Origin of the sequence: Natrialba asiatica DSM 12278 (assembly GCF_000337555.1) — an archaeon.
Taxonomy (GTDB): Archaea; Halobacteriota; Halobacteria; order Halobacteriales; family Natrialbaceae; genus Natrialba; species Natrialba asiatica.
Genome location: NZ_AOIO01000038.1, coordinates 1 through 25,968, shown reverse-complemented (window position 1 = coordinate 25,968; position 25,968 = coordinate 1). Strand labels below are relative to the sequence as shown.

The window sequence follows — 25,968 nt, the reverse complement described above, 5'->3', positions numbered from 1 at the left end:
GTGCGATCGGGCGTCTACTCCCGTTCAGTGACTACTCTCGCCGACGAGTTCGGCGAGCGTCGCTTCGAGTGCGTCCGCCGCGGCTTCGATGTCCGGGAGGCGGACGTACTCGCGCTCGGCGTGGGCGACGGCCCCCTCCTCGTCGGCCAGCACGCCCGGTCCGAAGACGACCGTCGGTGCATCTGCTGCGAAGAAGCCGGCCTCGGTGGCCGCGCCGAACGGCCGGACCGCGCCGCCACTCGCCGCCGTCAGGGTGTCGACCAGGTCGGCGTCCTCGTCGGTCACGAACGCCCGCGGGAACGGCGTGTCGGGTCGGATGAGTTCGACCGCGACCTCGACGTCGAATTCCGCTGGCACCCGGTCCGCGAGACGCTCGGCCAGGTCGTCGCGGAACGATGAACTCGTCTCCGGGGGGACGCTGCGCCGGTCGAACGTGAGTCGGCAGCGCTCGGGGACGCGGTTCGAGGCATCGCCGCCACAGAGGACGGTCGGCGTCAGTTTCGGTTCCCCGAGCACCGCGTCCTCGCCCGGTCCCGCCGCCTCGTCGTAGTCTCGAAGCGCGTCGAGCACGTGCGAGAGCGCGGCGATCGGATTACGGTCGGCGGGTACGCTCGCGGCGTGGCCGCCCTCGCCCGCGATCGTCACGGTGCCCTCGCACTGCCCGCGGGCGGCGATGCAGACGTCGAGGCCCGTCGGTTCGCCGACGATGTACCCGTCCGCCGAGAGTCGCTCCTGAAGGCCCTCGGCACCGGTCATCAGCGTTTCCTCGTCGGTCGTGATCGCCAGCGTGAGCGTTCCAGTGGTCGGCTCGACGCGCAGGAAAGCCGCGAGCAGCGCGGCGAGCGGTCCCTTGGCGTCGCAGGCTCCGCGACCGCGGACCACGTCGCCGTCGCGGGCGTAGGGCACGTGCGGCGGCACCGTATCGATGTGCGTGTTGAGGACGATGTGGGGCCCGTTGCCGGCGGCGTCACGCTCGCCGCCTCGCGTCGCGAGCGCGTTCCCGAGGTCGTCCACCGTCGGCTCGTGACCGGCCTCCCGCAGCGTTTCGAGCACGAACTCGCGCATCTCGTCGACGTCCTCGTGGGACGGAATCCGGACCGCGTCGGCGTGGAACGAGGCGATGTCGAAGCCCATGTTACTCCCGTTCGACGCGGGTCACGTCGTCGAGCGTCTCCCGTCGGCGCACGACGCGGGCCTCGCCGTCCTCGAGTGCCACCTCCGCCGGCCGGGGCTGGGAGTGGAACTGGCTCGCCAGTTCGTAGCCGTAGGAACCCGCGTTCCCGATGGCGATAACGTCCTCGCGCTCCGGGCGGGCGATCGGCCGGTCGTGGGCGAACACGTCCGCGCTGGTACAGACCGGGCCGCCGACGGTCACCGGTTCGGGCTCGCGCCCGGGAGCGCTGACGTTCAGCATCGGGTGATAGGAGCCGAACATCGCCGGGCGGATCAGCGTCGCCAGGCTGGCGTCGACGCCGACGACCGTCGTCTCCGGTGCCTCCTTGATCGTGTTCACCTCGCTCAGGATGAGCGACGCGTCGGCGACGACGTACCGGCCCGGTTCGAGTTTGAGCGTGGCGTCGAGTTCACCGACGGCGTCGCGGACCAGTTCCGACGTTTTTTCGAGGTCCAGCGGCTCGTCGTCCTCGCGGTATGGCACGCCGTAGCCGCCGCCGACGTCGACGAACTCGAGGTTTTCGTCGCCGACGCGGCGGGCCATCTCGCCGACGCGCTCGATGGCCCGACAGTGCTCTTCGAGACCCTCGGTTAGGACGCCGCTGCCCGCGTGGGCATGGAGGCCGACGAGTTCGAACTCGTCGCGGACGCGGTCGGCGACGTCGGGAACGCGCTCGTAGGGGATGCCGAACTTCGCGTCCGCGCCGGTGGCGACCTTCTCGTGGTGGCCCGTGCCGATCCCGGGGTTGATGCGGATGGCGACGCGGCCGTCGTAGCCGCGCGCTTGCAGCCGGTCCAGCGTGTCCGTCGCGCCGATGGTGATCGTCAGCCCCGGCGCGTCCTCGGCCAGGTCGGTCGCGTAATCGAGGTCGCGATCCGGCGGGTTGACGGCGGTGTACTGGAGCGCGTTCGGGTCCGCGCCGGCGTCGATCGAGCGCTGGAGTTCGCCCCAGGCCGCACACTCGATGTCGCCGCCGGCCTCGAGGACGGCTTCGAGAACGGACTTGCCCGTGTGAGCCTTCGCGGCGTACATGACGTGGGCGTCGGGAAACGCCGACGAGAAACGGGTGTAGTTCTCTTTGATGCGGTCGAGATCGGTCACGTAAAGCGGCGTGTCGTACTCCTCGGCGAGGGACTCGAGTCGATCGTGGTCCCAGTCCGCGAGCCGGCGGACGGCCGGCGAATCCGCATGGGTGGTCATTGATCACCACAAGTGACCGCGAGGAGTCAAGGGTTTGGGTTTCGTGCCCGCGTCCCGCACGCCGGTTACCGGTTGCCCTCGGCCACCACGCGCCGGCGTCAGTCGGTCCGGCTGCGATCCGCGTTCGTCCACGCGACGACGAAGCCGACGAGCATCACGCCGGCGGCGACCGGTTCGGTCCACGGGGAGAGGGTCGAGGAGACAGTTCCGAGCCCATCGAGAAACAGTCCACCGGCCGCACCCGCCAAAAAGACGGTGACACCGATCGTACGGCGGACGGTCCAGTCTTCCGTCCGTGCCCGGGAGGCGGCGAGACCGCAGGCGACGACGAACAGTCCGAAAACGACGGCCGGTTCCCAGTTCACGTCACCCGATTGACCGCACGGCGACTTGAACGCTCGCCTCGAGTTCGTCCGCGCGATTCCCTCGCGATCCGAATCACTCCGGAAAGAGTTCGTCGGTCCGCTCGATCGCGTCGATGCGCTCGCGTTCGGCCGGATCGAGTTCGAGGTCTCTGGCGTCGAGGTTCGCCCGGAGGTGCGCGGCGCTGCTGGCTTTCGGAATCGTCACGACGCTCTCCTTCGCGGCCAGCCAGGCGAGACAGACCGCTTCCGGCGTCGCGTCGTGGGCCGCGGCGATGGCCGCGACTTCGTCGATCTCCCCCGCGCGACCGTTCGCGAGCGGCGAGTAGGCCACGAGCGGATAGCCGTGCTCGCGGGCGTGGACGAGCAGGTCCTCCGGCTGAAACAGCGGGTGGAACTCGACCTGGTGGGCCGCGATCGGCGCGTCGAGGACGGCCCGGGCTGTCTCGAGTTCGGCGACGGAGAAGTTGCTCAGCCCGATGCCGCCGGCGGTACCCGCGTCGCGAAGCTCCTCGAAGGCGGGCAGCGTCCGCTCGGGATCGTAGGTTTCGACGGGGCGGTGAACGTACAGCAGGTCGACCGACTCGAGACCCAGTCGATCGAGGCTCTCCGCTGTCGTCCGGCGGACGTCGTCGGGTGCCAGGCTGTCCGCCCAGACTTTCGTCGCGATAGTCACGTCCTCGCGCGGGACGGCGCTCCGGGCCAGTCCCTCGCCGACGACGGTCTCGGTCCCGTAGATCTGGGCCGTATCGAGGTGTCGGTAGCCGAGTTCGAGCGCCGTTTCAATCACGGCGGGGTCGTCGATTCCCATCGTTCCGAGCCCGACCGGCGGTAGCTCTCGCTGATTCATGCGCGGTCTTCGCGACTCGAGCCTAAGTGAACTCGTATCGCGGGCGAACCCGTCCCCGAAAACGGACCGCGTTCGGTATCGAGCTACTCCCGCAGCGCGTCCTCGCGCTCGGTCGCCTCGAGCGTCTCCGTCTCCAGGTCGGTGGCGACGACGGCGGGCTTGTACGCGCCGCCCTCGAAGAGTTCGTGATCGCTGACCGACGATTCGACGAATCGCGTGAACGCGCGCCGGTCCGCGGGCAGTTCGCCGTAGATGACCTCCTCTTCGACGAGGTCGTAGACCGGGATGCGCGGCGTCAGAAGGGTGTTCTCGCCGACGACGCTGTTCTCGCCGACGACGAAACCGCTCGTGACGCGACAGCCGGCCCCGAGCGAGACGTTGTCCTCGATGATGACGGGCGCGTTTTCGACGGGTTCCAGAACGCCCCCTATAAGGGTGTTCGCGCCGAGTTTGACGTTCGCGCCGATCTGGGCGCACGACCCGACGGTGTCACACGAGTCGACGAGCGTGCCGTCGCCGACGTGCGCGCCGATGTTGACGAACGCGGGGCTCATCAGGATGCAGTCGGAGCCGATGTGCGCGCCGCGGCGGACGACGGTGCCATCGGGCGTGTTGCGGCTGCCGCGCGCGGCGTAGTCGCTCGAGTTCGCAAGCGGGAGCACGTCGTTGTACGTAACGCCACCGTACTCGCGGGGTTCGGTCGCCCGGAGGCCGAAGTTGAGCAGGATTCCCCGCTTGACCCAGGCGTTTGCCTCCCACTCGCCGTTCTCTGACGACGTCCGGGAGCCGGCCGAGCGCTTTTCGGCCGCGCGGATCTCGCCCTCCTCGAGCGCGTCGAGAAACGCATCGAGCGTCGCGACGGCGTCCTCGCCGGCGCTGTCGGCGTCGAGTTCATCGTTGTCGTACTGTGTCCACAGGTCGTCGATTTCGGTTTCGAGGGTACTCATTCGTCAATCACATCCGCAAAGTCGTAGCTTCCCGCCTTCCGTCCAGCGATCCAGGCCGCCGCGTCGACTGCGCCGGCGGCGAAGACACCCCGATCCTCGGCGCGGTGGGTCAGGCGAACCTCCTCGTGATTCCCCGCGAGCAGGATCTCGTGCTCGCCAGTGATGTCGCCCGCACGGAGCGCGTGGACGCCGATCTCGCCCGCCTCGCGAGGAGCCTCCCCCTCGCGACCGTGCGCGCGCTCGCCGAACTCGCCGTTGGCCTCGACCTCGTCGAGCAGTCGGTTCGCGGTCCCGCTCGGGGCGTCCCGCTTCGCGTTGTGGTGGGTCTCGACGAGTTCGACGTCGTAGCCCGGCAGGCTCTGGACGGCGTCGCCGACGACGTTCACGAGCGCCTGCACGCCGCGGGCGAAGTTCGGCGCGTGGAGGACCGGAATCTCGGCGGCCGCGTGCTCGAGCGCGTCGAGCTGGTCGTCGTCGAAGCCGGTCGTGCCGGTGACGAACGCGACTTTGGCGTCGGCGTCAGCGCAAGCCCGGACGTACTCGATCGCCGATTCGGGGCCGGTGAAGTCGATCACCGCCTGCGGCTCGTGTGCGGCCAGCAGCGACCCGAACTCGGCAGCGGGGTCGACCGTCTCGCCGTCGACCGTCTCGCCGTCGGGCTCTCTGTTGACCGCAAACGCCACCTCGCAGTCGTCGCGATCCGCGACGGCGGCGATCACTTCGCGGCCCATCCGACCGGTCGCGCCGGCGACGCCGATTCGGGTCGTGGCCGTCATCGATCGCCCCCCGATTCCGACTCCGACTCCGACTCCGATTCCGCGTCGGCCACCGTCGTCGGCTCGCGCTCGAGTTCGGCGAGCACCGCTTCGAGTTCGTCGCGGTGTTCCTCGGAGAGCCGGGACAGCGGCGGGCGCATCCGCGCGGGGCCGTACCCGCGAATCCGCATCGCCTCCTTGACCGGAATCGGGTTCGTTTCGACGAACAGGTCGCGGAACAGCGGCCCGAGTTCGTGGTGGATCTCTCGTGCGCGCGTGTAGTCGCCGTCGAGCGCCGCGCCGACCATCGCGCAGGTCCGTTCGGGCTCGATGTTCGCGGCGACGCTGATCGTCCCGGTGCCGCCGACCGAGAGGGTCGGTAGGGTCAGCGCGTCGTCGCCCGAGAGCACGCTGAACTCGTCTTCTCGCGTGCGCTCTGCGATTTCGCCGATTTGCCCGAGGTCGCCGCTTGCGGCCTTGTATCCGGCGATATTGTCGTGGCTCGCGAGGGAGACGGCGGTGTCGGGGTCGATCGATCGGCCCGTCCGCGAGGGGACGTTGTAGACGATCTGCGGGAGGTCGACCGCGTCGGCGATCGTGCGGTAGTGCTCGATCAGGCCGCGCTGTTCGGGCTTGTTGTAGTACGGCGAGATAAGGAGCAGGCCGTCCGCGCCGGCGTCGGCCGAGCGCTCGGAGAGTTCGAGCGCCTCGCGGGTGTTGTTCGACCCGGAGCCCGCGATGACGGGCACGTCGTCGACGGCCTCGATGACGGCTTCGACGACGCGGACGTGTTCCTCGTGGGTCAACGTCGCGGATTCGCCGGTCGAGCCGACCGGAACGAGACCGTCGACGCCCGCGGCCTCGAGTCGCTGTGCGTCCTGCTGGAGCGTTTCGAAATCGATTCGTTCGTCGTCGTCGAACGGCGTACACATCGCCGGGAAGACGCCGGAAAGGTTGAGCTGTGTTGACATGGGTTCGGTCTGTGCTGTGAGGTGTCGCTGTGTCGTCTCTTTCTGTGTGCCGAGTCAGTCGCTTCGAACCACTGCGGTACCCGATCGGATTCCGTCTCGATCACCGGGTCCGTGATCCGTCGCGTGCCGTCGAACCGTGCCCGGGACGGGATGCCACGCCGCCACGAGCACACTCACACGCGTTTCGGTTTCGATTTCGACAAGGTCGAAAAACGAGCGTTGCCGTCGCTCACGGGAGCCCCAACAATCGGGCGAGCGACGAGACTCATACACGACTGACCGGCCCGCTCCCCCTTATCGATTGTGTTCACGACCGTATTGGCCGCGGCGGAATCTCTTGTTAGCAATGAACATATTCTTTCGCGAAACTTATCCCGTCGCATTACTTACAGGCGACCATGACAGACTTCGGTCTGAAGGTGCGGATGGCGATCGTCGGCTCGATCCTGTTCGCCTTTTACATGGTCGTCGGCCTCTTCGGCCTGGTGATGTTCGGGCAGGGCGCGTGGCCGTTCATCCTGCTCGGCCTGCTCGTCCTCCCGTTCATTCAGTACAAGATCGGCACCTGGTCGGCGACCAGAGGTGCCGAGGAGATGCCCGAAGAGGGCCAGTATCAGGACATTCATCGGATGACCGAATCCCTCAGCCGGGACATGGGCATCGAGAAACCCACGCTGATGGTCCAACAGATGGGCGTCCCCAACGCCTTCGCAACCGGCCGCAAGGGCAACGGCACCGTCGTCGTCTCGACCGAACTCATGAGCCTCCTCCGGCGCGACGAACTCGAGGGCGTCATCGCACACGAACTCGCCCACATCAAGAACCGCGACGTCGTGACGATGGTCGTCGGACAGTCGATCGGGATGATGGTCGGCTGGGTCGCCTNGAGATGTGTATAAGAGACAGGCACAGATGTTCGTCATGGTCTTCGTCCTCGCCATCTCGCGGTACCGCGAGTACGTCGCCGACGAGGACGCCCGGCAGTACATCGGCGGCGGCGAACCGCTCGCCCGCGCGCTCGAAAAGATTTCCTCGGGTGCCGAGGGACGCGAGTCGACGCTCGACGACAGCGTGAGCGCGCTGTGTATCTTCAACGCGGACCGCGGATTGCTCGAACGGCTGTTTGCGACGCACCCGCCGATGGAAAAGCGCCTCGAGAAACTCCGTCAGTAGCGATCGGCCACACTGTCCGCTATCTCCGTCGCACTGACTCGTCTGCTGGCCCACGAACGACGCGATTTTTTAGGCTGCACGGCCCACCAGTAATTGTGACCGATATCCATCCCGACCAGCGCGTCGCCGTTCTCGTCGACGCCCAGAACCTCTATCACTCCGCACAGAGCCTCTACAGCCGTAATATCGACTACTCTGCGCTCCTCTCGAAGGCCATTCAGGATCGACAGCTTACCCGTGCGATCGCTTACGTCATCCGTGCGGACGCGCCGGAGGAGGAGAGTTTCTTCGATGCCCTCGTCGACATCGGCTTCGAGACGAAAATCAAGGACATCAAGACGTTCTCCGACGGCACGAAAAAGGCCGACTGGGACGTCGGGATGAGTCTCGACGCCGTAACGCTCGCCAACCACGTCGACACGGTGGTGCTGTGTACCGGTGACGGCGACTTCTCACGACTATGCTCGCACCTTCGTCACGAGGGCGTCCGCGTCGAAGTCATGGCGTTTGAATCCTCCACGGCTGACGAACTGATCGACGCAACCGATACGTTCCTCGATCTGGGCGACCGCCACGAGACGTTCCTGCTCTGAGACGGTCTGCTGTACCGATTTCACGGCGCACCCGCGACCGCCTGCAGGCGCGCCGGAACTGACTTCCAGTAGTCCGTCTGAGTGACCCACTGCCCAGGAGGCGCTTCACTCCTCAGCGACAGGTCAGCTGACCAGACACCGACACCACGCAACCGTTACGATAGTGTCGCCGTCCGCGCGAGATCGATAGCGACCGCAACCGCTCCAAGCACCAGCGCCAGCCCCGATACAAAGAGAGCCACGGGATACCCGCCGGCGCTCGTCTGCAGGATCGACGGCCCGGCAAGAACCAACCCGCTGATCGCGAGGAGGACGGTTCCGAGAACGATCTGTACGACGTCCATTCACGGGCTACTACCAAACCAACGTATATAATAGCCCTGATTACCGTCAGGACACCTTTCACCTCGGTCCGACGGCGACGATCGAAGGGCTTTCGACTCGACACACGAAACCCCCTCCAATGAGCGAGCCAGCCGACGGGAACGCGGGCCTCTCGACGCTTCGGACCATCGCGGACTACCAGTTCGGCGCGGGCGCAGGCACGGCGCTCTTTCCACCCGCCGACTCACTCACTGTCAAACGAACCTCCTCCGGCCGGCCACAGCAAGTCCACGCCGAAGCCGGTCGCATCGTCTCCTTCGGAATCGACGGCCGCTTCACCCTCGGTCTCGAGGGCGGTCGACGACTGGATGCCGCACTCGAATACCCCGCCTATCGCGTCGTCGTTGACGACGAGAGCGAACCGTTCGTCCGCGACGAAAAGAACGTCTTCGCCAAGTTCGTCCGCGAGACTGGCCCGAACATTCGACCCGGCGACGAAGTCCTCGTCGTCCACGAACGCGGCGAGGTCCTCGCCGTCGGCCGCGCCGAACTCGACGCCGCCGCCATCGAGGACTTCGAAACCGGAATGGCCGTGAACGTCCGGGAGGGCGCACCGGTTGCGGAATAACTGCCGTCCTCGAAACGACGACGCGCACAACCACACACACGACCGCACGAGTTCTTCTGTCTCGTATCGAACCCGACCCGAACGGCCACGCTACCGCTCTGACTGCCACGTCGCGCGCTCTCCATCGCTATTGCACTCGAGCGACCCTAGCACGACGTGCGATTCGAACTCCCTCACGGCCGTGCGGCGAGTTCGTCGCGGTGCCGACTCGCCGACACCAAAAGACCCATGTATTAACTGAACGTTCAGTCACGTAATGGAAGCAGACTTTACGAACAAGACCGCGATCGTCACCGGTGCCGGGTCCGGTATCGGCCGTGCATCCGCAGAACGGCTCGCAACGGCAGGTGCAGCCGTCGTCGTCGCCGATATCGACGTTGCCGGCGGCCACGAGACGGTCGACCGCATCGAAGGTGCAGGCGGCGACGCCGTCTTTGTCGACGTCGACGTCACCGACGAAGACGACGTCGAAGCGATGGTTGAGACTGCTACCGACGAGTTCGGGAGTCTCGACATCGCACACAACAACGCCGGCATCGAAGGGGAGGCGGCCCCACTCACTGAACTCGATTCGGCGCAGTGGCACCGCGTGCTGGATATCAATCTCACCGGGGTCTGGCTGGGATTGAAACACGAGATTCCGGCGCTCATCGAGAGCGGCGGCGGGAGTATCGTGAACACGTCGTCGATCGCCGGACTCGTCGCGGACGGAACCGCACCGTACGTCGCGAGCAAGCACGCCGTCGTCGGGTTGAGCAAGTCGGCCGCGATCCGGTACGCTGACGATGGCGTTCGCGTGAACGCGATCTGTCCCGGCGTGGTCAAGACGCCGATGGTCGAACGAAGTCTCGAGGAGCACCCCGGCGCGATAGACCAGTTGACCGCCGACCAACCGCTCGGCCGAATGGCGACGCCGGAGGAAGTCGCAGACGCCGTCGCCTGGTTGGTATTGGACGCGGCGTCGTTTATCAACGGCCACTCGCTGCCGATCGACGGCGGACTGCTCGCGACGTGACTCCGATACCGTTTCGCCGCCGTTGACGGCGAACTCGAGTCACCCGTACGTTCCGCGAGCACCTGGCTACTTTTGTATTGAATGGATATTCAAATAATGTCGATCACTGTGCCGAACTCGGGCCGTTCTGGATCTTCTCCTCGGTAATAGCCACGAACCACGCCAGATCAGGTCGGTTGTCAACGGTCCGTTGGCCCGCTCGAGTTCAGGCCCCGTCGCTGTCAGTGGTTGATGCCGTCGGCGACGCCGGCGCAGCCTCGTTCACCTTCAATCGGCGCAACTGAGTCAACAGCGCGGCTCGAGCCGTCTCGATCGAGAACTCGTCGTTCGCCGTGAGCCGGCGGGTTCGAGTGCCAGTAAGCAACGAGAGGAAGAGTTCAGCCTCGAGATCGGGATCAACGGGAACGAATTCGCCGGACGTGATGCCGCGCTCGACGATCGACCGGAGTAGCGCTTTCAGTTCGCGGTCGGCTTTCAGGTACTGGTTTCGGGCATCGGCGTCGTGCGGTGCGTTCACGCGGAGTTCGAACATCGCGAGTTGCACCTGATAGGGGTCGTCCGGCAGCGTTTCTGGAACGAGCGTGTCGATGAGCGTCCGGAGTTGCTCGTCCGGAGCGTCGTCGCTGACCTGAATCTCGGTGAGAAACTGTCCGAGTGCGTAATCCAGAAAGTCAAGCAGTAACTCGTCTTTGCCATCGTAGTGGTAGTACAGCAGCGATTTGCTGTTGTCGAACTCGTCGGCGATGGCCTGTATCGTGAGATCACCGTAGCCGTGCGTGCTAAGCGCCCGGTACGTCGACTCCATGATCTCTCGCTTGACCGGATCGAGGTCGTCTTCGTTTCCCGTCCGCTCTCCACTGTCGTCGGTAGTGTTTCGCTGTCGTGTCATTGTATTTCCGCCTGCCGCAGTCCGGCGGTCTCCCACCGCCGCGATCGTATTCGATCATCCGCCGCTGGGTCGAGTACTGCCTTTCGTTCGGTCGTGATCCCCTTCGGACCCGTCAGAGCTGACACTCTCGCCCGATCTCTCGTTCGTATCGCTCTTTGATCGCCTCGAACAACGATTCGCCGATCGGCGTCCGCAGTCGCGGCGCAGCCGTCGCGAAGAATTCGTCGAGATCGTCGAACTCGCTGAACTCGTCGGTCGGATCGCTCTCGTCGTATCGATTCGAGCGCTCGTACTTGAGTGCCTGGAGACAGTTATCTACCAGGTCCATGTCCTTGACGAACCGGGAAACCGGCGTCTCGCGTTCTTCGTACTCCTCCCACAGGTGACGCGGCTCGTCGTCCTGAAACGGGTTAAGAAGGTCGGCGATCGCGTCCCGCTCCATCGTTTCTTTCGACTCCGCGGCGATTCGTTGGTCGTCCGCCGCCGCTCTGGTTGCAACGTCGCCCGTTCGCGCCTCCGCGGCGTCGTGGACGACGGCCATCGCGACCGCTCGCTCGCGGTCGACCGCCTCGCCCGCACGGTCGGCGTACAGCAGGCACAGCATCGCCGTGCCCCACGTGTGCGCTGCGACCGATTCCGGCGATTCGACGCCGCGAAGGTCCCACCCCGTCCGCGTCTCGTCTTTCAACTCGAGCAGTTCGAGTAGGGAGCCGAGTTCAGCGTCCATGGGGTTCCTGATGGGACACCGGTGATTGAACGTATCGCTCTGGTGATGGCGAACGGGCGTCGGTATCGATACTGACATCGATCGTCGGCACCGTCGGTGTGCGAGCGAGCGCAGTGACGATAACGAACGGTTCGCAGGTGGAACGACAAAGTAAAAGGTCGCGGGTGGCGACGTGTCGGGTATGTTCGGAGGAGGCGGCGGACTCAATCCGCGCAAGATGGAACAGATGATGCAGCAGATGGGGATCGACGCCGAGGACGTCGACGCCGAGGAAGTAATCATTCGCACCGACGAGTACGACCTCGTCTTCAACGACGCCGAAGTCACCAAGATCGATGCTCGCGGCCAGGAGACCTACCAGATCATCGGCTCGCCGGAACGGGTCGAGTCCGGCTCGGCCGGCGGTGCCGGCGGCGATGCTGACGCCGACACCGACACCGACGACGGTGGCTCGTCCATCCCGGACGACGACGTCGAGATCGTCGCGATGCGAGCCGATGTCAGCGAGGACGACGCTCGAACCGCACTCGAGGACAACGACGGCGACCTCGCCGCGGCGGTCGAGGACCTCGAGTGAACCGACCCGCGCAGCGAGGGGAATACGCGTGAGCGGTTCTCCCAGCGGGACGACTGCGCCGTCCGATCGGTCGCCGGTCCTCCTCGTGCGCGGCGACCGCGAGTTCCTCGTCCAGCCCGGCGAGGAGATGGGGACCGACCTCGGCATCCTCGACGTACCCGCCGATGTCGAGCCGGGCGACACCGTCGAGACGCATCANTAGACGCATCTCGACGAAGCATTTCAGGTCCGACGCCTTCGCGGTCCGGACCTCTTTCATCACTTCGAGCGCACTGGCGCGCCGATGGTCCCCCGCGACATCGGGCTGGTGATCGGCGAGACGGGGATCGCCCGCGGCGACCGCGTCCTCGATGCCGGCACCGGCACGGGCGTGCTCGCAGCCTCGATGGCCCGGGCCGGCGCGTCGGTCGTCACCTACGAGCGCGACGCCGAGTTCGCCGACGTCGCCCGCGAGAACATGGCCCTGGGCGGCGTCGAGGACGCCGTCGACGTTCGGACCGGTGACCTGACCGCTGCACTCGAGACGCTCGAGCGGTCGTCGTTCGACGTGCTCACACTCGACACGGGCGATGCGGCGGACGTGATTCCGCACGCGCCGGACCTGCTGGTCGAGGGCGGCTTCGTCGCCGTCTACAGCCCGTTCATCGAATCGACCCGCGAGGTCGTCGACGCGGCCCGCGCGGCTGAACTCGCGAACATCCGCACGCGGGAGACGATCCAACGCGAGATGCAGTTCGACGACCGCGGCACCCGACCCTCGACGGCTCCCGTCGGGCACACGGGCTATCTGACGATCGCGCGAAACGAATAGCGTTTTTTGTGCCGTCACGGCCGGAACCGGCGACACATCCGAAGCGACAGCTCCCGCAAGACGCGACAGACCGCAGCGTAAGTTAGTTGTCGTCCTCGCGCCACTTGTGCTCGCACTCGGTACAGATGAAGAATCTCGTCTCGGATTCGTCGGCCGAGCGAATCTGTTGCATGTACCAGTACGCGCGGTCGTTGCCACACTCCGGACACTTCGCATCCGTCTCGGGAAGCGAGGTCTCCTCCGAGGACACGATGACCTCACTCGCCTCCTGATCTTCGGTGACAGTGTACTGATCCGCGTCGCCCTTCGGTTTCGTAAACCCGCAATTACCGCACTCCCAGACGCCGTCTTCGGCTTTCATCATCGAACCGCATTCGTCACAGAACTCCATTGTTGTCCGGCTTACGGCGGTCGAGCGACTTAAGCCACCCGTTTGGATACGGGGACGGCTACCGGCCCGTCCCCGGTACGTCTTGCGGGTCGAACCCACTCAGCCCTCTCCTTCCGACTGAAACGGCTCGCCCACCGCCTCCCGGGGCAACACGTTGTGCAGCTCCGTCTCGAGTTCATCGGCCGTCTCGAAGTGGTCGGCCTGCAGCTGCCGAAGCAGCGACCCCAGATTCCGTTCGCCGTCGGCGAGCACCAGCGTCGTGTCGCTGAACTCGTCCGCCGCGTCGTCGCTCGTCACCGGGTACGTGAGCGTCTCGAACGCAGCGTCGATCTCGTTCAGTTTGAGTGTCGATACCATGGGTGACGAAACGCCGTCTACCGGCTTGTACCTCCCCATCAGTGGCAATGACGCTCACTCACGCGGACATTTCGGTTCGAAACGCTAATCGGTCGAGGGGGCGCACGTCACTACCAATGCGAAGTCTCGTTCGACTGGTCGCTGCGCAGTTTGCTGTCGACCGACGAGTGCTCGCGCTCGCGTTCGCCCGCATGGCGGACGGAATCGGGAACTCGTTTCTGGTCATCGTTATACCCCTCTACGTCGGAAGCGACATCGTCGGTGGAACGACGTTCGGACTGTCGGAGTCGATGATCATCGGCGTTATTCTCTCGTTGTTCGGTTTCTTCAACAGCAGCTTTCAGCCGCTCACCGGCCGTCTCTCGGATCAAACCGGTGCCCGAAAACGGTTCGTGCTGATCGGTCTCGCCGGCCTCGCAACGACTAACGCGGTCTATCTGTTCGCCGAAACGTACGTCTCGCTCGTCGTCATCCGCGCACTGCAGGGCGTCAGCGTTGCGTTCATCATTCCGGCGTCCGTCGCGCTCGTCAATGAACTCGCGACGACGCAGGATCGCGGCGGGAACATGGGCGTCTACAACACCTTCCGGCTGGTCGGCTTTGGCTCCGGACCGATCGTCGCGGCCGCAGTCGTCAACGCGGGTCCGTACGGCCTCCCGATCGGAGAACTGACGGTTTCGGGTTTCGATGCCGCGTTCTACATCGCGACGACCACGGCCGTCATCAGCTTCCTGTTGGTGACCGCATTGATCACTGACCCGCAGACGACGCGAGCGAACGCCGGTGCGGACCTCTCGATTCCGATCCGGGATCAGTCCGGCCGGCACCTGCTCGATCCGATCTTCACGCTCGGCGTCGCGTCGCTGTTTATGGCGACATCGATCGCGCTCTTTGCGACCATCCAGATCCAGGTCAACGAGCACCTCCAACAGGGAGAGGTCTGGTTCGGGTTCCAGTTTGCGGCGTTTATCATCGCCCAGGTCCTGCTCCAGACGCCGATCGGCCGCGCCTGTGACCGCTACGGTCGCCGTCCGTTCATCGTCGTCGGCATGCTGCTCTTGATCCCGACGACGCTCGTACAGGGGTTCGTCACGACCTCCGAGACGATGTTTCTCGCCCGCCTTCTGCAGGGTGTCGCCGGTGCAATGGTCTTCGCACCGTCGCTCGCACTCGCGGGAGACCTCGCCGGCGAAGGCGAATCGGGCTCGAAGCTCTCGGTGCTGACGATGGCCTTCGGCTTCGGCATCGCTATCGGTCCGCTTTCCTCGGGCGCACTGGTCGGATTCGGTTTCGAGGTGCCGTTCATCTTCGGTACCGTACTTGCCACGCTCGGCGCGATCTTGGTCTACACGCAGATCGAGGAAACCCTCGAGCACACCCAGCCGGTTCCGGTCGTCGGCGACGACTAATCGAGACCGATCCGATTTGACGCCGCGGGACCGATACAAGACCGCCACGAAACCGGCACAAAACCGGCTGTCAGCGCCACTACGACCCACGCTGCAACGCCGGAATCGGGACGCAACGCAAAAGTACCGCATCCCCGTACGCTTCGACGATGACGCTCTCGGAGGAGGCCAGTAAACGGCTGGCCGACGTAGTGGAGTTACAGCCGACGAAAAACGCCGAGTTGCAGGACCGGTGGGAGTTAGAGAGCGGCAGCGAGGTCCACCAGTATCTGGAGAACGAACTCGGCGACTACTACTTTCGTGACGACAACAGTCTGATTCGCGCGACCGCCGAGGCAGCCGAACTGGTCGACGTCGAACCCGGTATCGAGAGCGACCCCGAGAACGAGGGCGTTCCCTCCCGCGTTCGCGTTCCCGAACTCCAGGTACAGATCGTCGAGGTGCTTGCCGGTCCCGACGAGGAGTCCAAGAGCGTCGTTTCGGTGCTTCACGCGCTCCGGGATGAGTTCAGCGTCGATCCGGACGCCGAGGACGTTCGGTCCGGGTTACAGAGTCTGCGCCGGAAGGGCGTCGTCGAGGTCGAGTACCGAACCGTGCCGACGTTTCGGCTGGCCGTTTCGCGCGACGAGATCGACGTCGAGGTTGCCGACTGAGAGCTGCGTTCGGTCACTGACTCTGTAGCACGGGCCGCTGTCGATCGGGTGTCGGGAGTATTCGCCTGGAGCGGGTCCGTGCGATCGCGTCTGTGCGCCACAGTCGATACCGTCCAGACGAATCCACTCGCAACGTATCTCCCACGCGAATGGAAGGGATTATTGACAGTATCTGCGTACTATTCGACATGGACGATACCAGCAGCATCGACTACGCCCTTTCTCTCGACGGGTTCGCGTTTACGTTCGCTATCGGATTGCTACTGATGGGGTATTCAGCGGTGACGTACTGGCAAGTCGCGTACTCGACCACGCGTCCAACGGTCTCAAATCTCTCACCGGGCCTTCCTGACACGTTCCTGTACCTTGCCGTGTTTCTGATCGGCGCAGTTCTGGCGTTCACAGCGACCATGACTGCACTTCACAAGGTGTTACAGGACGCGGATCTCCAGCGCTCCCGCTAGGACAGTTGACTCTCAGTCGTGTACTGCGGCCGCCGGCAGAGGCGGGTGTGCCTTCGTGATCGATTTTTCATCGACTGCTAGTCGACGGTCTGAGTCTAAACTCGGATCGGAATCGGAATCGGGATCTGGATCTGAGTTCGACAGTCTACGTCTGATTTTGATAGCGGGCCTCTGGGTTGATACCGGCCGTTAGTGGTCCTGTCCCGGCCGTCGCCGCCGCCGTCGTGCTGCCAGCAGTTGCTGGCACCGGTTTCCGGGACCGCCTTCGATCGGCCAGCCACGCGTCCGCCAGCCCGGCGGCTCCGGTTCGAACTCGGAACACGACCCGCAACACTCCGCCCCCGTCGGCTGGCAGTCCTTCGCCGTACAGTAGGGCACGAGCTGCGTTCCATCCCGCTCGCGCAGCGTAAACCGTCGACAGTCCGGTCGCATCGTCTCGACGAACGACCGCCAGCCGCGCTCGTAGGCCCGCTCGGCGATCGCGAGTCTCGTCTCGGCTTTCGCGTCCGGATCGGCGAACTCGAAGCGAGCCGCCAAACCGTCGCGATCGCCGCCGCCCGGGCGCTCTATGATCCGCGTTCCCGGCTCCTCGACCGCAAGCTGGCGGGGGTGCCACGCGATTTCGGCATCGAGCGTCGCCGAGTTCAGGACGAGGATGCCCGCCTCGACCGGAAGATCCTCGAAGAGCACGGGTTCGACGCGGCCGTCGGTTTGCCGGGTGGCGACCCAGACCTCGTCCGCGAGCGCCATGCCGACGTCGAACTCGAGTTGGGAGGCGAGAGCGCGGGCGGCGCTCGCATCCAGATCCGGTTTGTTCTCGATGGCGACGATGCGCTCGACCCACGCCGGATAGGGCCACTTGCGGCGGATCTGAATCCGATTTCCCCGTTTGCGCGTGTCCAGAACGTCGCGGTCGGCGGCGCGGTGAATCGATTCGCGGACGTACCGCCACGGATACCCCGGCTCTGGAAGCGCATCGCGATAATAGGTCCACGCTCGCGGTGCGTTTCGAACGACGTGCAACAGATCACTGTCGAGTCGCTTCGGCCCGAACTTCGCGCGCTCGCGAAGGGCGCTCGGATCGCACTCGAAGACGATCGTGTCCCAGCGGCGGCGTTTCGTTCCGAGCTGTCGGGCGACGAGCGCGTACGCGTCGGTCTCGCGTTCGTCCGGTGGCCACTCGCGTTCGGCCCATCGGCAGGTCCGGAGCTCGAAGCTGAACTCGGCGGTGTCCGCGTTCACGGATGGCGTTAGACGCGGGGGAAGAAAAACGCTGCTCGACCGATTCGTGAGGACACTCCTCAACGCATCGACGGTCGTCACGCAACGGTAACCGCGCCGAGCGACGCGCTCACTGACTCGCGCTGACCGTCCAACCGATCTCGGCCGTACAGTGGCGGGACCGCTTACGCTTTGTCCTCGTCCAAGATTTCGTCTAAGTACTCGTGGGCGTCCTCCAAGATTTCCCGCGGGCCGTCCTGTGTGACGGTATTCACTGCCTGCTCGTAGTCGCGCCATTGCAGGTCGCGGTGTTCGTTCGAGAGTTCAGCGCTCGCCTCGAACGACTTCGCGATAAAGAGGTGAACGGTCTTGTGAATCGTCTTGCCGTTCGCCTCGAAGACGTAATCGTAGTCCTTGCGAAACCCGTCGAGAAGGCGAAATTGATCGATACCTGCCTCTTCCTTTACTTCGCGGATCGCCGTCTGTTGTAGTTCTTCAGCTCCTTCGACACCGCCCTTCGGAAACTCCCAGTCGCCCGGGCGGCTCTTGAGTAGAAGATACTCGCGCCGGCCCCGCGTGTCGCGGAAGAGGATCGCGCCTGCGCTCGTAGCTTCGACTGCCATTATCAGTGCTAATAGATGCGACGTTAAGAGAATATCGGACTGTTCGTCGCGCGTAGACGTATCTCAGCAGGTTTTTACGCGCCGACCGTGGACGATTGGACAACACAGCTATGACCTTCGTCACCCGCCTTACGCTCCAGAGCGGCGATCGCGCCGCCCTCGACGGTATCGTCGACGACATCAAAACCACCGCCGAGCGAAAGGGTGCCGCCCTGAAAGGGCCGCACTCGCATCCCCCGAAGAAACTGTCGGTGCCCCAACCCTGCCGACTGCACGCGGACGACGACCGCCACTTCGACTCCTGGAACTACACGGTGTTCACCCGCGAACTCGAGATTCACGGACACGATAACCTCGCCCGCAACATCGCCTCGCAGAACTTCCCGGATTCGGTCCACATCGAGGCGGAAGTCGAGCAGATTCACGGTGCAGGCCGCGGGAACCGAAACTAGTACTAACCGGTCGATCCACGGGTGCGTGCTTTCTCCTGTCTACGGCTTCTCCAATGTCGCCCAGTAATGGGCCTGGTTTTCACCGGATTCGTGCCGTACCCCGGCGACGCGCCACCCGGTCCCGACGGCGGCCTCGCGCACTCGCGAAGGACTGAACAGCCGAAAGAGCAACGTTTCGCCGACCTCTCCCTCGTACTCGAAGTGCAACAATCGGTGCGCCAGGCCGGGCGTCGGATCCGACCGGTACCCACACAGTGTCTCGGCGCCGTCGACTGTCGGATCGTAACAGTCCAGAACGGCTGTTGCCTCGGGCGCAGTTACGACTGCCAGGTCTCCGAGAAAGCGCCGTAATCCCTGCATCGACCCCGCAAGGCCGAGTTGCGTACCGTGTGCGAGTGCCGATCGGAATCGATTTCGGTCGAACGACTCCCGGAGTTCGAACATGTCGGCGCACCGCGCGTTGCGGACGCCGCGCTCGCGCATCGTCTCGACGAGGTGCTCGCTCACCTCGATGGCGACCGTCTCGAACCGCTCTTGAAAGTATCGCGCGTGCCGTCCCGCCCCCGCACCGATATCGAGGAGCGGTCCCTCCAGCCGCGATTCGAGCCACTCGCCGTCTGCGTCCTCGCCGGTGAACGGCGTGAGGTAGAACTCGTCGATTGGATGCTCGCCTGATTCCGGCCCGTCCCGATGGATGAGCGGCTCGGTTTGGTCGCCCCGAACGCGATCACGGATGGCGCGGCCGTACGGATCTGGTGACATTGCACCTCGAGTTCACTCGCCATCGGTACTAACGCTAGGTGTGCATCGGTACCGAGACGCGCTGTCTGTGACTGCAATCGGTGACGCCGTCCACCGCAGTCAGACGATTCGGTGACCGACCGACGCCACGAGACGCGACTGCGACCGGTCGGCACGCCTTTCACACCGCCCGACAATACCTCGCTATGGTCGATAGCGACCTCGTCACACTCCGGCGAGACCTGCACCGCAAACCCGAACCAGCCTGGCGCGAGTTCTACACGACCGCTCGCATCGTCTCCGAACTCGAGTCTCGATTCGAACTCGACGAACTCCACGTCGGCCCGGACGCCCTCGCCGGCGAGCATCGGCTGGCCGTCCCCGACGACGCCGAACTGACCGACTGGTACGAGCAGGCCCGCGAGTACGACATCGACCGATCGGTTCTTGATGAACTCGAGGGCGGTTACACGGGAGCCGTCGCGGTCCTCGAACGCGGCGAGGGACCGACGGTCGGCCTGCGGGTCGACATCGACGGCCTGCCGCGGCCCGAGTCAGACGACGCCGACCACGTCCCGGCCGCCGAGGGATTCCGCTCGGAACACGACGGCGCGATGCACGCCTGCGGGCACGACGCCCACGCGACCATCGGCGTCGGGGTGCTCGAGGCCATCGCGGAGAGCGACTTCTCGGGCACGCTCAAAGTGTTCTTCCAACCCGCTGAGGAGGTCATCGGCGGCGGCAAGTCGATGGCCAAGAGCGAGCACATTCAGGACATCGACGCCCTGCTCGCCGCCCACATCGGCCTCGATCACCCGACCGGCGAAATCGTCGCCGGCATCGACGGCTTCCTCGCCGTCTCGCACCTCGAAGCCACGTTTACCGGCGAACCGGCCCACGCCGGCGGCCACCCCGAACAGGGGCGAAACGCCGTTCAGGCGATGGCTACGGCCGTCCAGAACCTCTACAGCATCCCCCGACACAGCGACGGGCCAACGCGGATCAACGCCGGCGTCGTCGAAGGCGGTAGCGCCGCGAACGTCATCCCCGAGGAAGCTCGCATCGTCGCCGAAGTCCGAGGCAAGACGACCGATCTCATGGAGTACATGCGTTCGAACGCCCGCCAGGTGCTCAAAAGCGCCGCCGACATCCACGACTGCGAGGTCGAGATCGAACTCGGTGCCGAGGCTCCGAGCGCGACCAGCGACGCCGATCTGGTCTCCGTCGTCAGCGATGTCGCCAGCGAAACGACGGGCGTCGAAACCGTCCTCGAACGAGACGAACTCGGCGGCAGCGAGGACGCAACGTTCCTGATGCAGGCCGTCCAGGACAACGGCGGCAGCGCCTGCTACGTCGGTATCGGGACCGACCACCCCGGCGGCCACCACACCGCGACGTTCGACGTGGACGAGGAGAGCCTCGAGCACGGCGTGGCTGTGCTCGCCGGTGCGATCGAACGGCTCAGCAGCGATCGGTAGTCGTTGCCGGTCCTGTTATTCCAGAATGTTATTATAATCCGACCAGTGTAGGTGTCTGACAGTGCGTTTCACTACAGTAACTGCTTGGCCCGACCCGGCCGAGGTGACGTGTCGGTGAGCCAGCTGACACGATTCCGGCTCGGACTCTGGCTTCGAATGGCCGTCGCACTTATCTTAGTCACACTCGGCCAACTCACCATCCTTGCCGTTGAGTTCGTCATCGTTGCGATCTGTGTCCTGTATCTGTACCTCGAACTCGAGACGCTGCTGGCGATCTTTTTCGTCTTCGGACTGGTCTTCACGTGCGTGTATGCCGGCTGGATCGCCGTTACGAAACCGATACGGAGGCTCTATCCGAATCGGACGCTTTCCGATCGGATCGCTCATGACGGCGTCGCCGACGCTGTCGAATCCGTCGGTGAGTGGCTGCTGTCCTCACAAGTACTCACGAAGTGGCAAAAGTCCCTCGCGACACTCCTCACACTGGTTGTGGGACTCTTTGTCGCCTTCGCCGTCGCGGAGTCCACCAATTGGCGTGCGGCGATCAACCTCCAGCAGACAGCAGTCGTGGTCGGCGTTCTCGCAGTGCTAGCCCTCCTCGCGCGGGTCGTCTACGGCGAATGGACCGACGACGCGGCCGCGCTCCGTGAACTCGAGGACTCCGCCCGCGTGCCTGCGGACCCAGCGGTCGAACTTGAGGCCCAACGGGCAGCGGTCCAGGCTCGCGTCGACCGCCTTGCCAGGCAGGTCGACGTGCCGTCGCCGACGGTCGTACTCGGAACGTCGTCGACTCCGATCGCCGCAACCGCCGGCTACCGCCCCACGAGTTCGACCGTCGTCATTTCGCGCGGACTTGTCGACGTACTCGAGGCCGACGAACTCGACGCCGTCCTCGCACACGAACTCGTGCACGTCCAGAATCGAGATGCCGCAGCGGTGACGATCCTCTCAGTGCCGGCGGCGTATGCGTGGAAAATGGTTGAACGGTACGAGCACGGCGCCATCATGATCTTGGCCGGGACAGTCCTCGCTGCGGTCCGCTGGTCCGTCGCCATCGTCAGCAGATACCGCGAATACTGCGCGGACGAGGGATGCGTCGCGATCACCGGCGATCCTGCCTCGTTGGTGAGCGCCCTCGAGACACTTGATACCGAACTCGAACACCGTCCCGCAGCGGATCTCCGACACCACGACTCGAGTGCGGCGTTCTCGATCGTGCCGCCTCCGTGGGAGGAACACCGGTTTTTCGATCGGACGCGGAAGTTCATCGACCGGAAACTGTTGGGAACGCACCCGCCGACCGAAAATCGAATCGAACGACTCCGTACTCACGTGTGAAATCCGTTGTCGCAGGCCGGGAGAGCATCGAACACCGTGAGGAGCTCACACTCTGGGGAGAACAGACTATCTGTACGTTCTCGACCGCGAACGGCGACGCCGTGAGGCGGACCGATGACTGACGTGGAATACGCTCTGTTCACCCGAAACGAGAGGGGGAGTGCTTTTTATCGGCCGTTACCGAGACGTTGCGCCGCGTGGCGAAGCCACCAGTTCGCCGGATCCAGCGTGAAATTTCGTTGCTAGTACTTGGGGTCCGCGCCGGTCGTCTCGTACACCGCTTCCATCAGCTCGTCGCGGCGCTGTTGCCAGTGTTCGAGCGCGGCGGGGTGGTCGGGGTAGTGCTCGTAGAGTTCAAGGAGGTCGTCGGCGCGGCGTTTGGTCTGGAAGAGGTTCCAGATGGTGCCCCAGTGACCGCGGCTGTTGAGCAGGCCCTCGAGTGCGAGTTTCGGGCCGATGCTGGTACTCCCGGAGTACAGCGCCTCGGCGAGTTTCTCGCCGGGCATGGCCGCGAGCAGTCCCATCAGATCGTCGACGTCGACGGCGGTCGAGAGGATGTTGTACACGTCCAGGGCGGCATAGCGCGCCCCGAAGTGGTCCATCACGCGCTCGTTGTACTCCCAGAGGGCCTTCTCGCTGAGGTCGCCGTCCTCGAGGCCCGCGACGATCGCTTCGGCGGCGTACTTGCCGGCGTAGGCGGCCCCGGCGATACCCCCGCCCGTCGTGGGGTTGACGTGGCCGGCGGCGTCGCCGATGGCGACGTAGCCCGGATGGACGGCGGAGTCGTAGGGTCGTCGCGTCGGCAGCGCGGCGCCGAGTTTGTCGTCGACCGCCGCGCCGTCGAACTCGGCGCGGTTCTCGAGGTCGTATTTGAGGTCGTCGACGAGTTTCATCGGCTCTTCGGTCATCTGAAAGCCCAGACCGGCGTTGATCTCGGTTTCGGTTCGCGGGAAGTACCAGAGGTAGCCTGCGGCCCGTTCGGTCGGCTTGAAGACGAGCGCATCCGACCACTCGACGGGCTCTTCGACGTGAACGATCTCGCGGTAGGCCGAGCAGAAGTGCGAGTAGTCGACGTTGGTGTCGAACGTCGAGTTCGAGAAGTCGACGTGGTCCTGGAGCACGGAGAGCGATCCCGCGGCGTCGATGACGACGTCGGCTTCGTAGGTTCGCGGATCGCCCTTGTGGATAGCCTCGACGCCGGTGACGGGGCCACCGTCCGATTCCTGGGTGACGTTCTGGACGACGGTATCGTAGTGGAAGTCAGCACCTGCGTTTTCGGCTCCATCGATGATCCGACGGCCGTACTCCCAGCGGTCGATAACGGCCAGTTCGCCGGGAATCGGAATCTCGAGGACGGTGTCTTCTTGCGGAATCTCGAAGCGGCCGTGATCGACGCCGGTATTCGTGAACGCGGGTTCGAGGTGGGACTTCGGAATCGACTCGGGGAACGCGTCGGCTCCCTTGAGCGCGTCGCCGCAGGCGATGTGGCCTGCTTCGTCCTCGGTCTTGCGTTCGAGGACGACGACGTCGTAGCCGTCGCGTGCGATTGTCGCCGCCGCATAGCAACCTGCAGTTCCGGCCCCGACGACGACTACGTCCGGCGAGTGGGTCGTGGTGTCGGGGGTCGACGCGGCAGCCGACTGTTCCTGTGTGCTCATACCAACACTGTGGACACCGTGGCAAGAAAACGTTTTATGGTCACTTCGTCCCCAGCTCGGGGTCAAAATGCGCGCCAGCGGCGGATTTTCCCGCTCCGTGACCGAACCGACCGGTTTCGATCGAAGACAGGTTCGCTCCCGCGAGTTTCGTCCCATCAACGAGGACAGAAGCGTAATAAAGAGTTTTAGTGCCGTTCTTCGTAGCTGCTCGTATGACTGACTACACGATCGAGTTCGTCGGCACGGGTGAGACGATCACCTGTTCGGACAAAGAGACCATTCTCAGCCGGTGTCTCGAAGAGGGAATCGCCCAGGAATACTCCTGTCGCGTCGGCATGTGTCTTGCCTGCTCGGCCGAGATCGTCGAGGGCGAGGTCACCCAGCCCGCCGCCCGCGGCCTCACCGAGGCGGAGGCGGAGTCGTACGCACTGACCTGTATGGCCCGCCCCCAGTCCGACCTCAAACTCGACCGCGGGGAGTATCCGCCGAGCATCGACGATGAACTCGGGGCGGGAGGCGCGGACGAGACGGCTGCAGCGGACGACTGAGGCGCATCGAACCGCACAGATCTGATTCTATCCGTGAGCGGTTTCGTCCGATCGTCTGCACTGATTCGAACGCTGATTCATCGAAGGTGAGTGGCAAACGTTACTACGGGTGAAGAGAGAAGCGGCGTGTATGCCCGCCTACGACCGGTCATCTGCAACGGGGTTTCGAGAAATCGATCGATGGCGCGGCGGCGTCGGCTGGATCGCGCACCCGGACGGGGAGCGGGCAAGCCACGCGCTCGCAGGCGATGACGGCGACGAGGTTTGGCTCGTCGATCCTGTCGACGCGCCCGGGATCGACGAGTTCGTCGCGGAGTTCGGCGAGGTCGCTGGCGTCGTCGTGCTCTCCAGCCATCACGCCAGAGACGCCGGCCCCATCGCGACGCGCCACGACGTCGCCGTCCACGTCCCGCAGTGGATGAATCGCATCGCAGCGCGCGTCGACGCCCCGATCGAGCGCGAGGAGCACGTTCTCGGCAGTCTCGGATTCGAAACCCGCCGTGTCGAACCGCTCTCGCTCTACCAGGGCGCGATTGCGTACCGCGACGCCGACGGAACGCTCGTCGTTCCGGACCTACTCTCGTCCGGGTCGGCCTACCCGGTCGGCGACGAACGCATCGGCGTCATGTTGGGTGCCAGGCTTCACCCGCCGCGAGAGCCGTTCGCTGCGCTCGAACCCGAGCGGATACTGTTCGGCCACGGCGAGGGCGTCTTCGAGGACGCGACCGAAGCGCTCGACGAGGCGCTTGCCGGCGCACGCAGGCGATTCCCGCGCGCATTTGTTCGTAATATCGGGACAAATCTCCGATTGTTTGTGGCTGCGATGAGAGACTAGCGCCGCACGGCGACGCCCAGAATCAGTTTCAGGCTCGTATCGACGACGTCTCGAGCGTGTCCGGTTTCTCGACCGCGCCAGACCGATCGGTCGTCCAGCCGGCCAATCGGTTCATCGCCGGCAGCCCTCCGCCATCAGTCCACGAAATCGATGTCGTCAGCGTCCATCTCGGGTTGGACCGGTTCGCCCTCACCGTCCGGCCGGCCGTAAATCTGGGGCGACTGGACGCCCGTCACGACGATCATCGTTCGCATGCTCCCCTCGAGCGTCTCGTCGATCGAGGTCCCCCAGATGATGCGCGCGTCGGGGTCGATCCGGTCGTAAATCTCCTCGACGACGCCTTCCGCCTCCTCGATCGACATATCGTTGCCGCCCGTCACGTTGACCAGCGCTGAACTCGCGCCGGAGATGTCGACGTCGAGCAGCGGCGAGCGGAGTGCGGTCTTGACGGAGTCTTCGGCCTTGGCCTCGGAGTCGGCTTCGCCGAGGCCGATCATCGCGACGCCGCCGCGTTCCATCACGGTCCGCACGTCGGCAAAGTCCAGGTTGACGAGGCCGGGTTTCGTGATGAGTTCGGTGATGCCCTTGACCGAGCGCATCAGGACTTCGTCGCTCACCTTGAACGCCTGGCGGACGGGAAGTTTGCCGACGGAGTCGAGCAGTCGGTCGTTCGGGACGACGATGACGGTATCTGACACGTCGCGGAGGCGCTCGAGTCCGGCTTCGGCGTTCGTCCGACGAACCTCGCCCTCCGCGGTGAACGGTGTGGTAACTGTCTCTTATACACATCTCTGATGGCGCGAG

General features: G+C 64.8%; 28 protein-coding genes and 3 pseudogenes. 14 read left to right on the top strand and 17 right to left on the bottom strand.

Translation table 11 applies throughout. From position 1 onward, the window contains the following. Nucleotides 1–24: 24 nt before the first annotated feature. From C481_RS16565 to dapA, 7 genes are all read right to left on the bottom strand, one after another. On the bottom strand, nucleotides 25–1,134 hold the full coding sequence (locus tag C481_RS16565) for a M20 family metallopeptidase (protein ID WP_006110469.1): 1,110 nt from the start codon (nucleotides 1,132–1,134) through the stop codon (nucleotides 25–27). Between the two features lies 1 nt (nucleotide 1,135). Continuing rightward, entirely contained in the window at nucleotides 1,136–2,374 is a 1,239-nt protein-coding gene (gene lysA / locus C481_RS16560) for a diaminopimelate decarboxylase (protein WP_006110467.1), read from the bottom strand. A gap of 98 nt (nucleotides 2,375–2,472) precedes the next feature. Continuing rightward, a complete protein-coding gene (locus C481_RS16555) occupies nucleotides 2,473–2,739 on the bottom strand; it encodes a hypothetical protein (protein ID WP_006110466.1) in 267 nt (88 codons plus the stop codon). 73 nt (nucleotides 2,740–2,812) lie between these two features. Further along, a complete protein-coding gene (locus tag C481_RS16550) occupies nucleotides 2,813–3,586 on the bottom strand; it encodes an aldo/keto reductase (RefSeq protein ID WP_006110464.1) in 774 nt (257 codons plus the stop codon). Between the two features lie 83 nt (nucleotides 3,587–3,669). Then, on the bottom strand, nucleotides 3,670–4,533 hold the full coding sequence (locus C481_RS16545; protein ID WP_006110462.1) for a 2,3,4,5-tetrahydropyridine-2,6-dicarboxylate N-succinyltransferase: 864 nt from the start codon (nucleotides 4,531–4,533) through the stop codon (nucleotides 3,670–3,672). After that, on the bottom strand, nucleotides 4,530–5,309 hold the full coding sequence (gene dapB, locus C481_RS16540) for a 4-hydroxy-tetrahydrodipicolinate reductase (protein ID WP_006110461.1): 780 nt from the start codon (nucleotides 5,307–5,309) through the stop codon (nucleotides 4,530–4,532). The genes C481_RS16545 and dapB overlap by 4 nt, the downstream gene beginning before the upstream one ends. Beyond that, the gene (gene dapA / locus C481_RS16535) at nucleotides 5,306–6,259 is read right to left on the bottom strand and encodes a 4-hydroxy-tetrahydrodipicolinate synthase (protein WP_006110460.1); all 954 of its coding nucleotides are present in this window, start codon (nucleotides 6,257–6,259) and stop codon (nucleotides 5,306–5,308) included. Before dapA ends, dapB begins: the two co-directional genes overlap by 4 nt. 398 nt (nucleotides 6,260–6,657) lie before the next feature. Between dapA and C481_RS16530 the strand changes: the two are divergent. Together C481_RS16530 and C481_RS16525 are read left to right on the top strand one after the other, a co-directional pair. Continuing rightward, nucleotides 6,658–7,432, top strand: a pseudogene (locus C481_RS16530) (M48 family metallopeptidase). Between the two features lie 95 nt (nucleotides 7,433–7,527). Continuing rightward, the gene (locus tag C481_RS16525) at nucleotides 7,528–8,025 is read left to right on the top strand and encodes a LabA-like NYN domain-containing protein (protein ID WP_006110459.1); all 498 of its coding nucleotides are present in this window, start codon (nucleotides 7,528–7,530) and stop codon (nucleotides 8,023–8,025) included. Nucleotides 8,026–8,180: 155 nt separating this feature from the next. On the opposite strand, the gene C481_RS16520 is transcribed toward C481_RS16525, so the two are convergent. Next, entirely contained in the window at nucleotides 8,181–8,369 is a 189-nt protein-coding gene (locus C481_RS16520) for a hypothetical protein (protein WP_006110457.1), read from the bottom strand. Between the two features lie 119 nt (nucleotides 8,370–8,488). On the opposite strand from C481_RS16520, the gene C481_RS16515 reads away from it, so the two are divergent. Continuing rightward, nucleotides 8,489–8,977, top strand: coding sequence for a PUA domain-containing protein (locus C481_RS16515; protein ID WP_006110456.1), 489 nt, complete (start codon nucleotides 8,489–8,491; stop codon nucleotides 8,975–8,977). Between the two features lie 256 nt (nucleotides 8,978–9,233). Further along, on the top strand, nucleotides 9,234–9,992 hold the full coding sequence (locus tag C481_RS16510; RefSeq protein ID WP_006110455.1) for a glucose 1-dehydrogenase: 759 nt from the start codon (nucleotides 9,234–9,236) through the stop codon (nucleotides 9,990–9,992). Between the two features lie 205 nt (nucleotides 9,993–10,197). On the opposite strand, the gene C481_RS16505 is transcribed toward C481_RS16510, so the two are convergent. Both C481_RS16505 and C481_RS16500 read right to left on the bottom strand, forming a co-directional pair. Next, nucleotides 10,198–10,881 carry a TetR/AcrR family transcriptional regulator gene (locus C481_RS16505; protein ID WP_006110453.1) on the bottom strand — a complete coding sequence of 228 codons (684 nt, stop codon included), beginning with the start codon at nucleotides 10,879–10,881 and terminating at the stop codon, nucleotides 10,198–10,200. A gap of 112 nt (nucleotides 10,882–10,993) precedes the next feature. Continuing rightward, nucleotides 10,994–11,608, bottom strand: coding sequence for an HD domain-containing protein (locus tag C481_RS16500; protein ID WP_006110452.1), 615 nt, complete (start codon nucleotides 11,606–11,608; stop codon nucleotides 10,994–10,996). Nucleotides 11,609–11,789: 181 nt separating this feature from the next. On the opposite strand from C481_RS16500, the gene C481_RS16495 reads away from it, so the two are divergent. Continuing rightward, on the top strand, nucleotides 11,790–12,185 hold the full coding sequence (locus C481_RS16495; protein WP_006110451.1) for a nascent polypeptide-associated complex protein: 396 nt from the start codon (nucleotides 11,790–11,792) through the stop codon (nucleotides 12,183–12,185). A gap of 22 nt (nucleotides 12,186–12,207) precedes the next feature. Then, nucleotides 12,208–12,996, top strand: a pseudogene (locus tag C481_RS16490) (methyltransferase domain-containing protein). Between the two features lie 82 nt (nucleotides 12,997–13,078). On the opposite strand, the gene C481_RS16485 reads toward C481_RS16490, so the two are convergent. After that, on the bottom strand, nucleotides 13,079–13,387 hold the full coding sequence (locus C481_RS16485) for a transcription factor S (protein ID WP_006110450.1): 309 nt from the start codon (nucleotides 13,385–13,387) through the stop codon (nucleotides 13,079–13,081). A 99-nt stretch (nucleotides 13,388–13,486) separates the two neighbouring features. Beyond that, nucleotides 13,487–13,744: a DUF5789 family protein gene (locus tag C481_RS16480; RefSeq protein WP_006110449.1), complete on the bottom strand. Its 258-nt coding sequence runs from the start codon at nucleotides 13,742–13,744 to the stop codon at nucleotides 13,487–13,489. Between the two features lie 116 nt (nucleotides 13,745–13,860). On the opposite strand from C481_RS16480, the gene C481_RS16475 reads away from it, so the two are divergent. The 3 genes from C481_RS16475 (at nucleotide 13,861) to C481_RS16465 (ending at nucleotide 16,270) form a co-directional block, all read left to right on the top strand. Continuing rightward, nucleotides 13,861–15,153, top strand: coding sequence for an MFS transporter (locus tag C481_RS16475; RefSeq protein WP_006110448.1), 1,293 nt, complete (start codon nucleotides 13,861–13,863; stop codon nucleotides 15,151–15,153). 149 nt (nucleotides 15,154–15,302) lie between these two features. Further along, the gene (locus C481_RS16470; RefSeq protein ID WP_006110447.1) at nucleotides 15,303–15,806 is read left to right on the top strand and encodes a DUF5797 family protein; all 504 of its coding nucleotides are present in this window, start codon (nucleotides 15,303–15,305) and stop codon (nucleotides 15,804–15,806) included. Nucleotides 15,807–15,994: 188 nt separating this feature from the next. Then, nucleotides 15,995–16,270, top strand: a complete 276-nt coding sequence (locus tag C481_RS16465; protein WP_049904726.1) for a hypothetical protein — start codon at nucleotides 15,995–15,997, stop codon at nucleotides 16,268–16,270. Nucleotides 16,271–16,459: 189 nt separating this feature from the next. On the opposite strand, the gene C481_RS16460 is transcribed toward C481_RS16465, so the two are convergent. Both C481_RS16460 and C481_RS16455 read right to left on the bottom strand, forming a co-directional pair. Next, on the bottom strand, nucleotides 16,460–17,512 hold the full coding sequence (locus C481_RS16460) for a DUF5787 family protein (protein WP_006110444.1): 1,053 nt from the start codon (nucleotides 17,510–17,512) through the stop codon (nucleotides 16,460–16,462). A 164-nt stretch (nucleotides 17,513–17,676) separates the two neighbouring features. Next, nucleotides 17,677–18,114: a bis(5'-nucleosyl)-tetraphosphatase gene (locus tag C481_RS16455; RefSeq protein ID WP_006110443.1), complete on the bottom strand. Its 438-nt coding sequence runs from the start codon at nucleotides 18,112–18,114 to the stop codon at nucleotides 17,677–17,679. Between the two features lie 110 nt (nucleotides 18,115–18,224). Between C481_RS16455 and C481_RS16450 the strand changes: the two genes are divergently transcribed. Next, on the top strand, nucleotides 18,225–18,566 hold the full coding sequence (locus C481_RS16450; RefSeq protein ID WP_006110442.1) for an uS10/mL48 family ribosomal protein: 342 nt from the start codon (nucleotides 18,225–18,227) through the stop codon (nucleotides 18,564–18,566). Between the two features lie 39 nt (nucleotides 18,567–18,605). Here C481_RS16450 and C481_RS16445 read toward each other — a convergent pair whose 3' ends face one another. Continuing rightward, entirely contained in the window at nucleotides 18,606–19,328 is a 723-nt protein-coding gene (locus tag C481_RS16445; RefSeq protein ID WP_006110440.1) for a class I SAM-dependent methyltransferase, read from the bottom strand. A gap of 185 nt (nucleotides 19,329–19,513) precedes the next feature. On the opposite strand from C481_RS16445, the gene C481_RS16440 reads away from it, so the two are divergent. Together C481_RS16440 and C481_RS16435 are read left to right on the top strand one after the other, a co-directional pair. Then, complete coding sequence (locus C481_RS16440) at nucleotides 19,514–20,785, top strand: amidohydrolase (protein WP_006110439.1); 1,272 nt, start codon at nucleotides 19,514–19,516, stop codon at nucleotides 20,783–20,785. A 108-nt stretch (nucleotides 20,786–20,893) separates the two neighbouring features. After that, nucleotides 20,894–22,123 carry a M48 family metallopeptidase gene (locus C481_RS16435; protein ID WP_083860928.1) on the top strand — a complete coding sequence of 410 codons (1,230 nt, stop codon included), beginning with the start codon at nucleotides 20,894–20,896 and terminating at the stop codon, nucleotides 22,121–22,123. 242 nt (nucleotides 22,124–22,365) lie between these two features. Here C481_RS16435 and C481_RS16430 read toward each other — a convergent pair whose 3' ends face one another. Further along, a complete protein-coding gene (locus C481_RS16430) occupies nucleotides 22,366–23,781 on the bottom strand; it encodes a geranylgeranyl reductase family protein (RefSeq protein ID WP_006110436.1) in 1,416 nt (471 codons plus the stop codon). 212 nt (nucleotides 23,782–23,993) lie between these two features. Between C481_RS16430 and C481_RS16425 the strand changes: the two genes are divergently transcribed. Further along, nucleotides 23,994–24,329 (top strand): 2Fe-2S iron-sulfur cluster-binding protein, encoded by a 336-nt coding sequence (locus tag C481_RS16425; RefSeq protein WP_006110435.1) that lies wholly within the window; start codon nucleotides 23,994–23,996, stop codon nucleotides 24,327–24,329. A 130-nt stretch (nucleotides 24,330–24,459) separates the two neighbouring features. Beyond that, the gene (locus C481_RS16420) at nucleotides 24,460–25,164 is read left to right on the top strand and encodes a hypothetical protein (RefSeq protein ID WP_006110434.1); all 705 of its coding nucleotides are present in this window, start codon (nucleotides 24,460–24,462) and stop codon (nucleotides 25,162–25,164) included. Between the two features lie 134 nt (nucleotides 25,165–25,298). Here C481_RS16420 and C481_RS16415 read toward each other — a convergent pair. Further along, nucleotides 25,299–25,937 (bottom strand): annotated as a pseudogene (locus tag C481_RS16415) (cell division protein FtsZ); the annotation flags it as partial. Nucleotides 25,938–25,968: the final 31 nt, after the last annotated feature.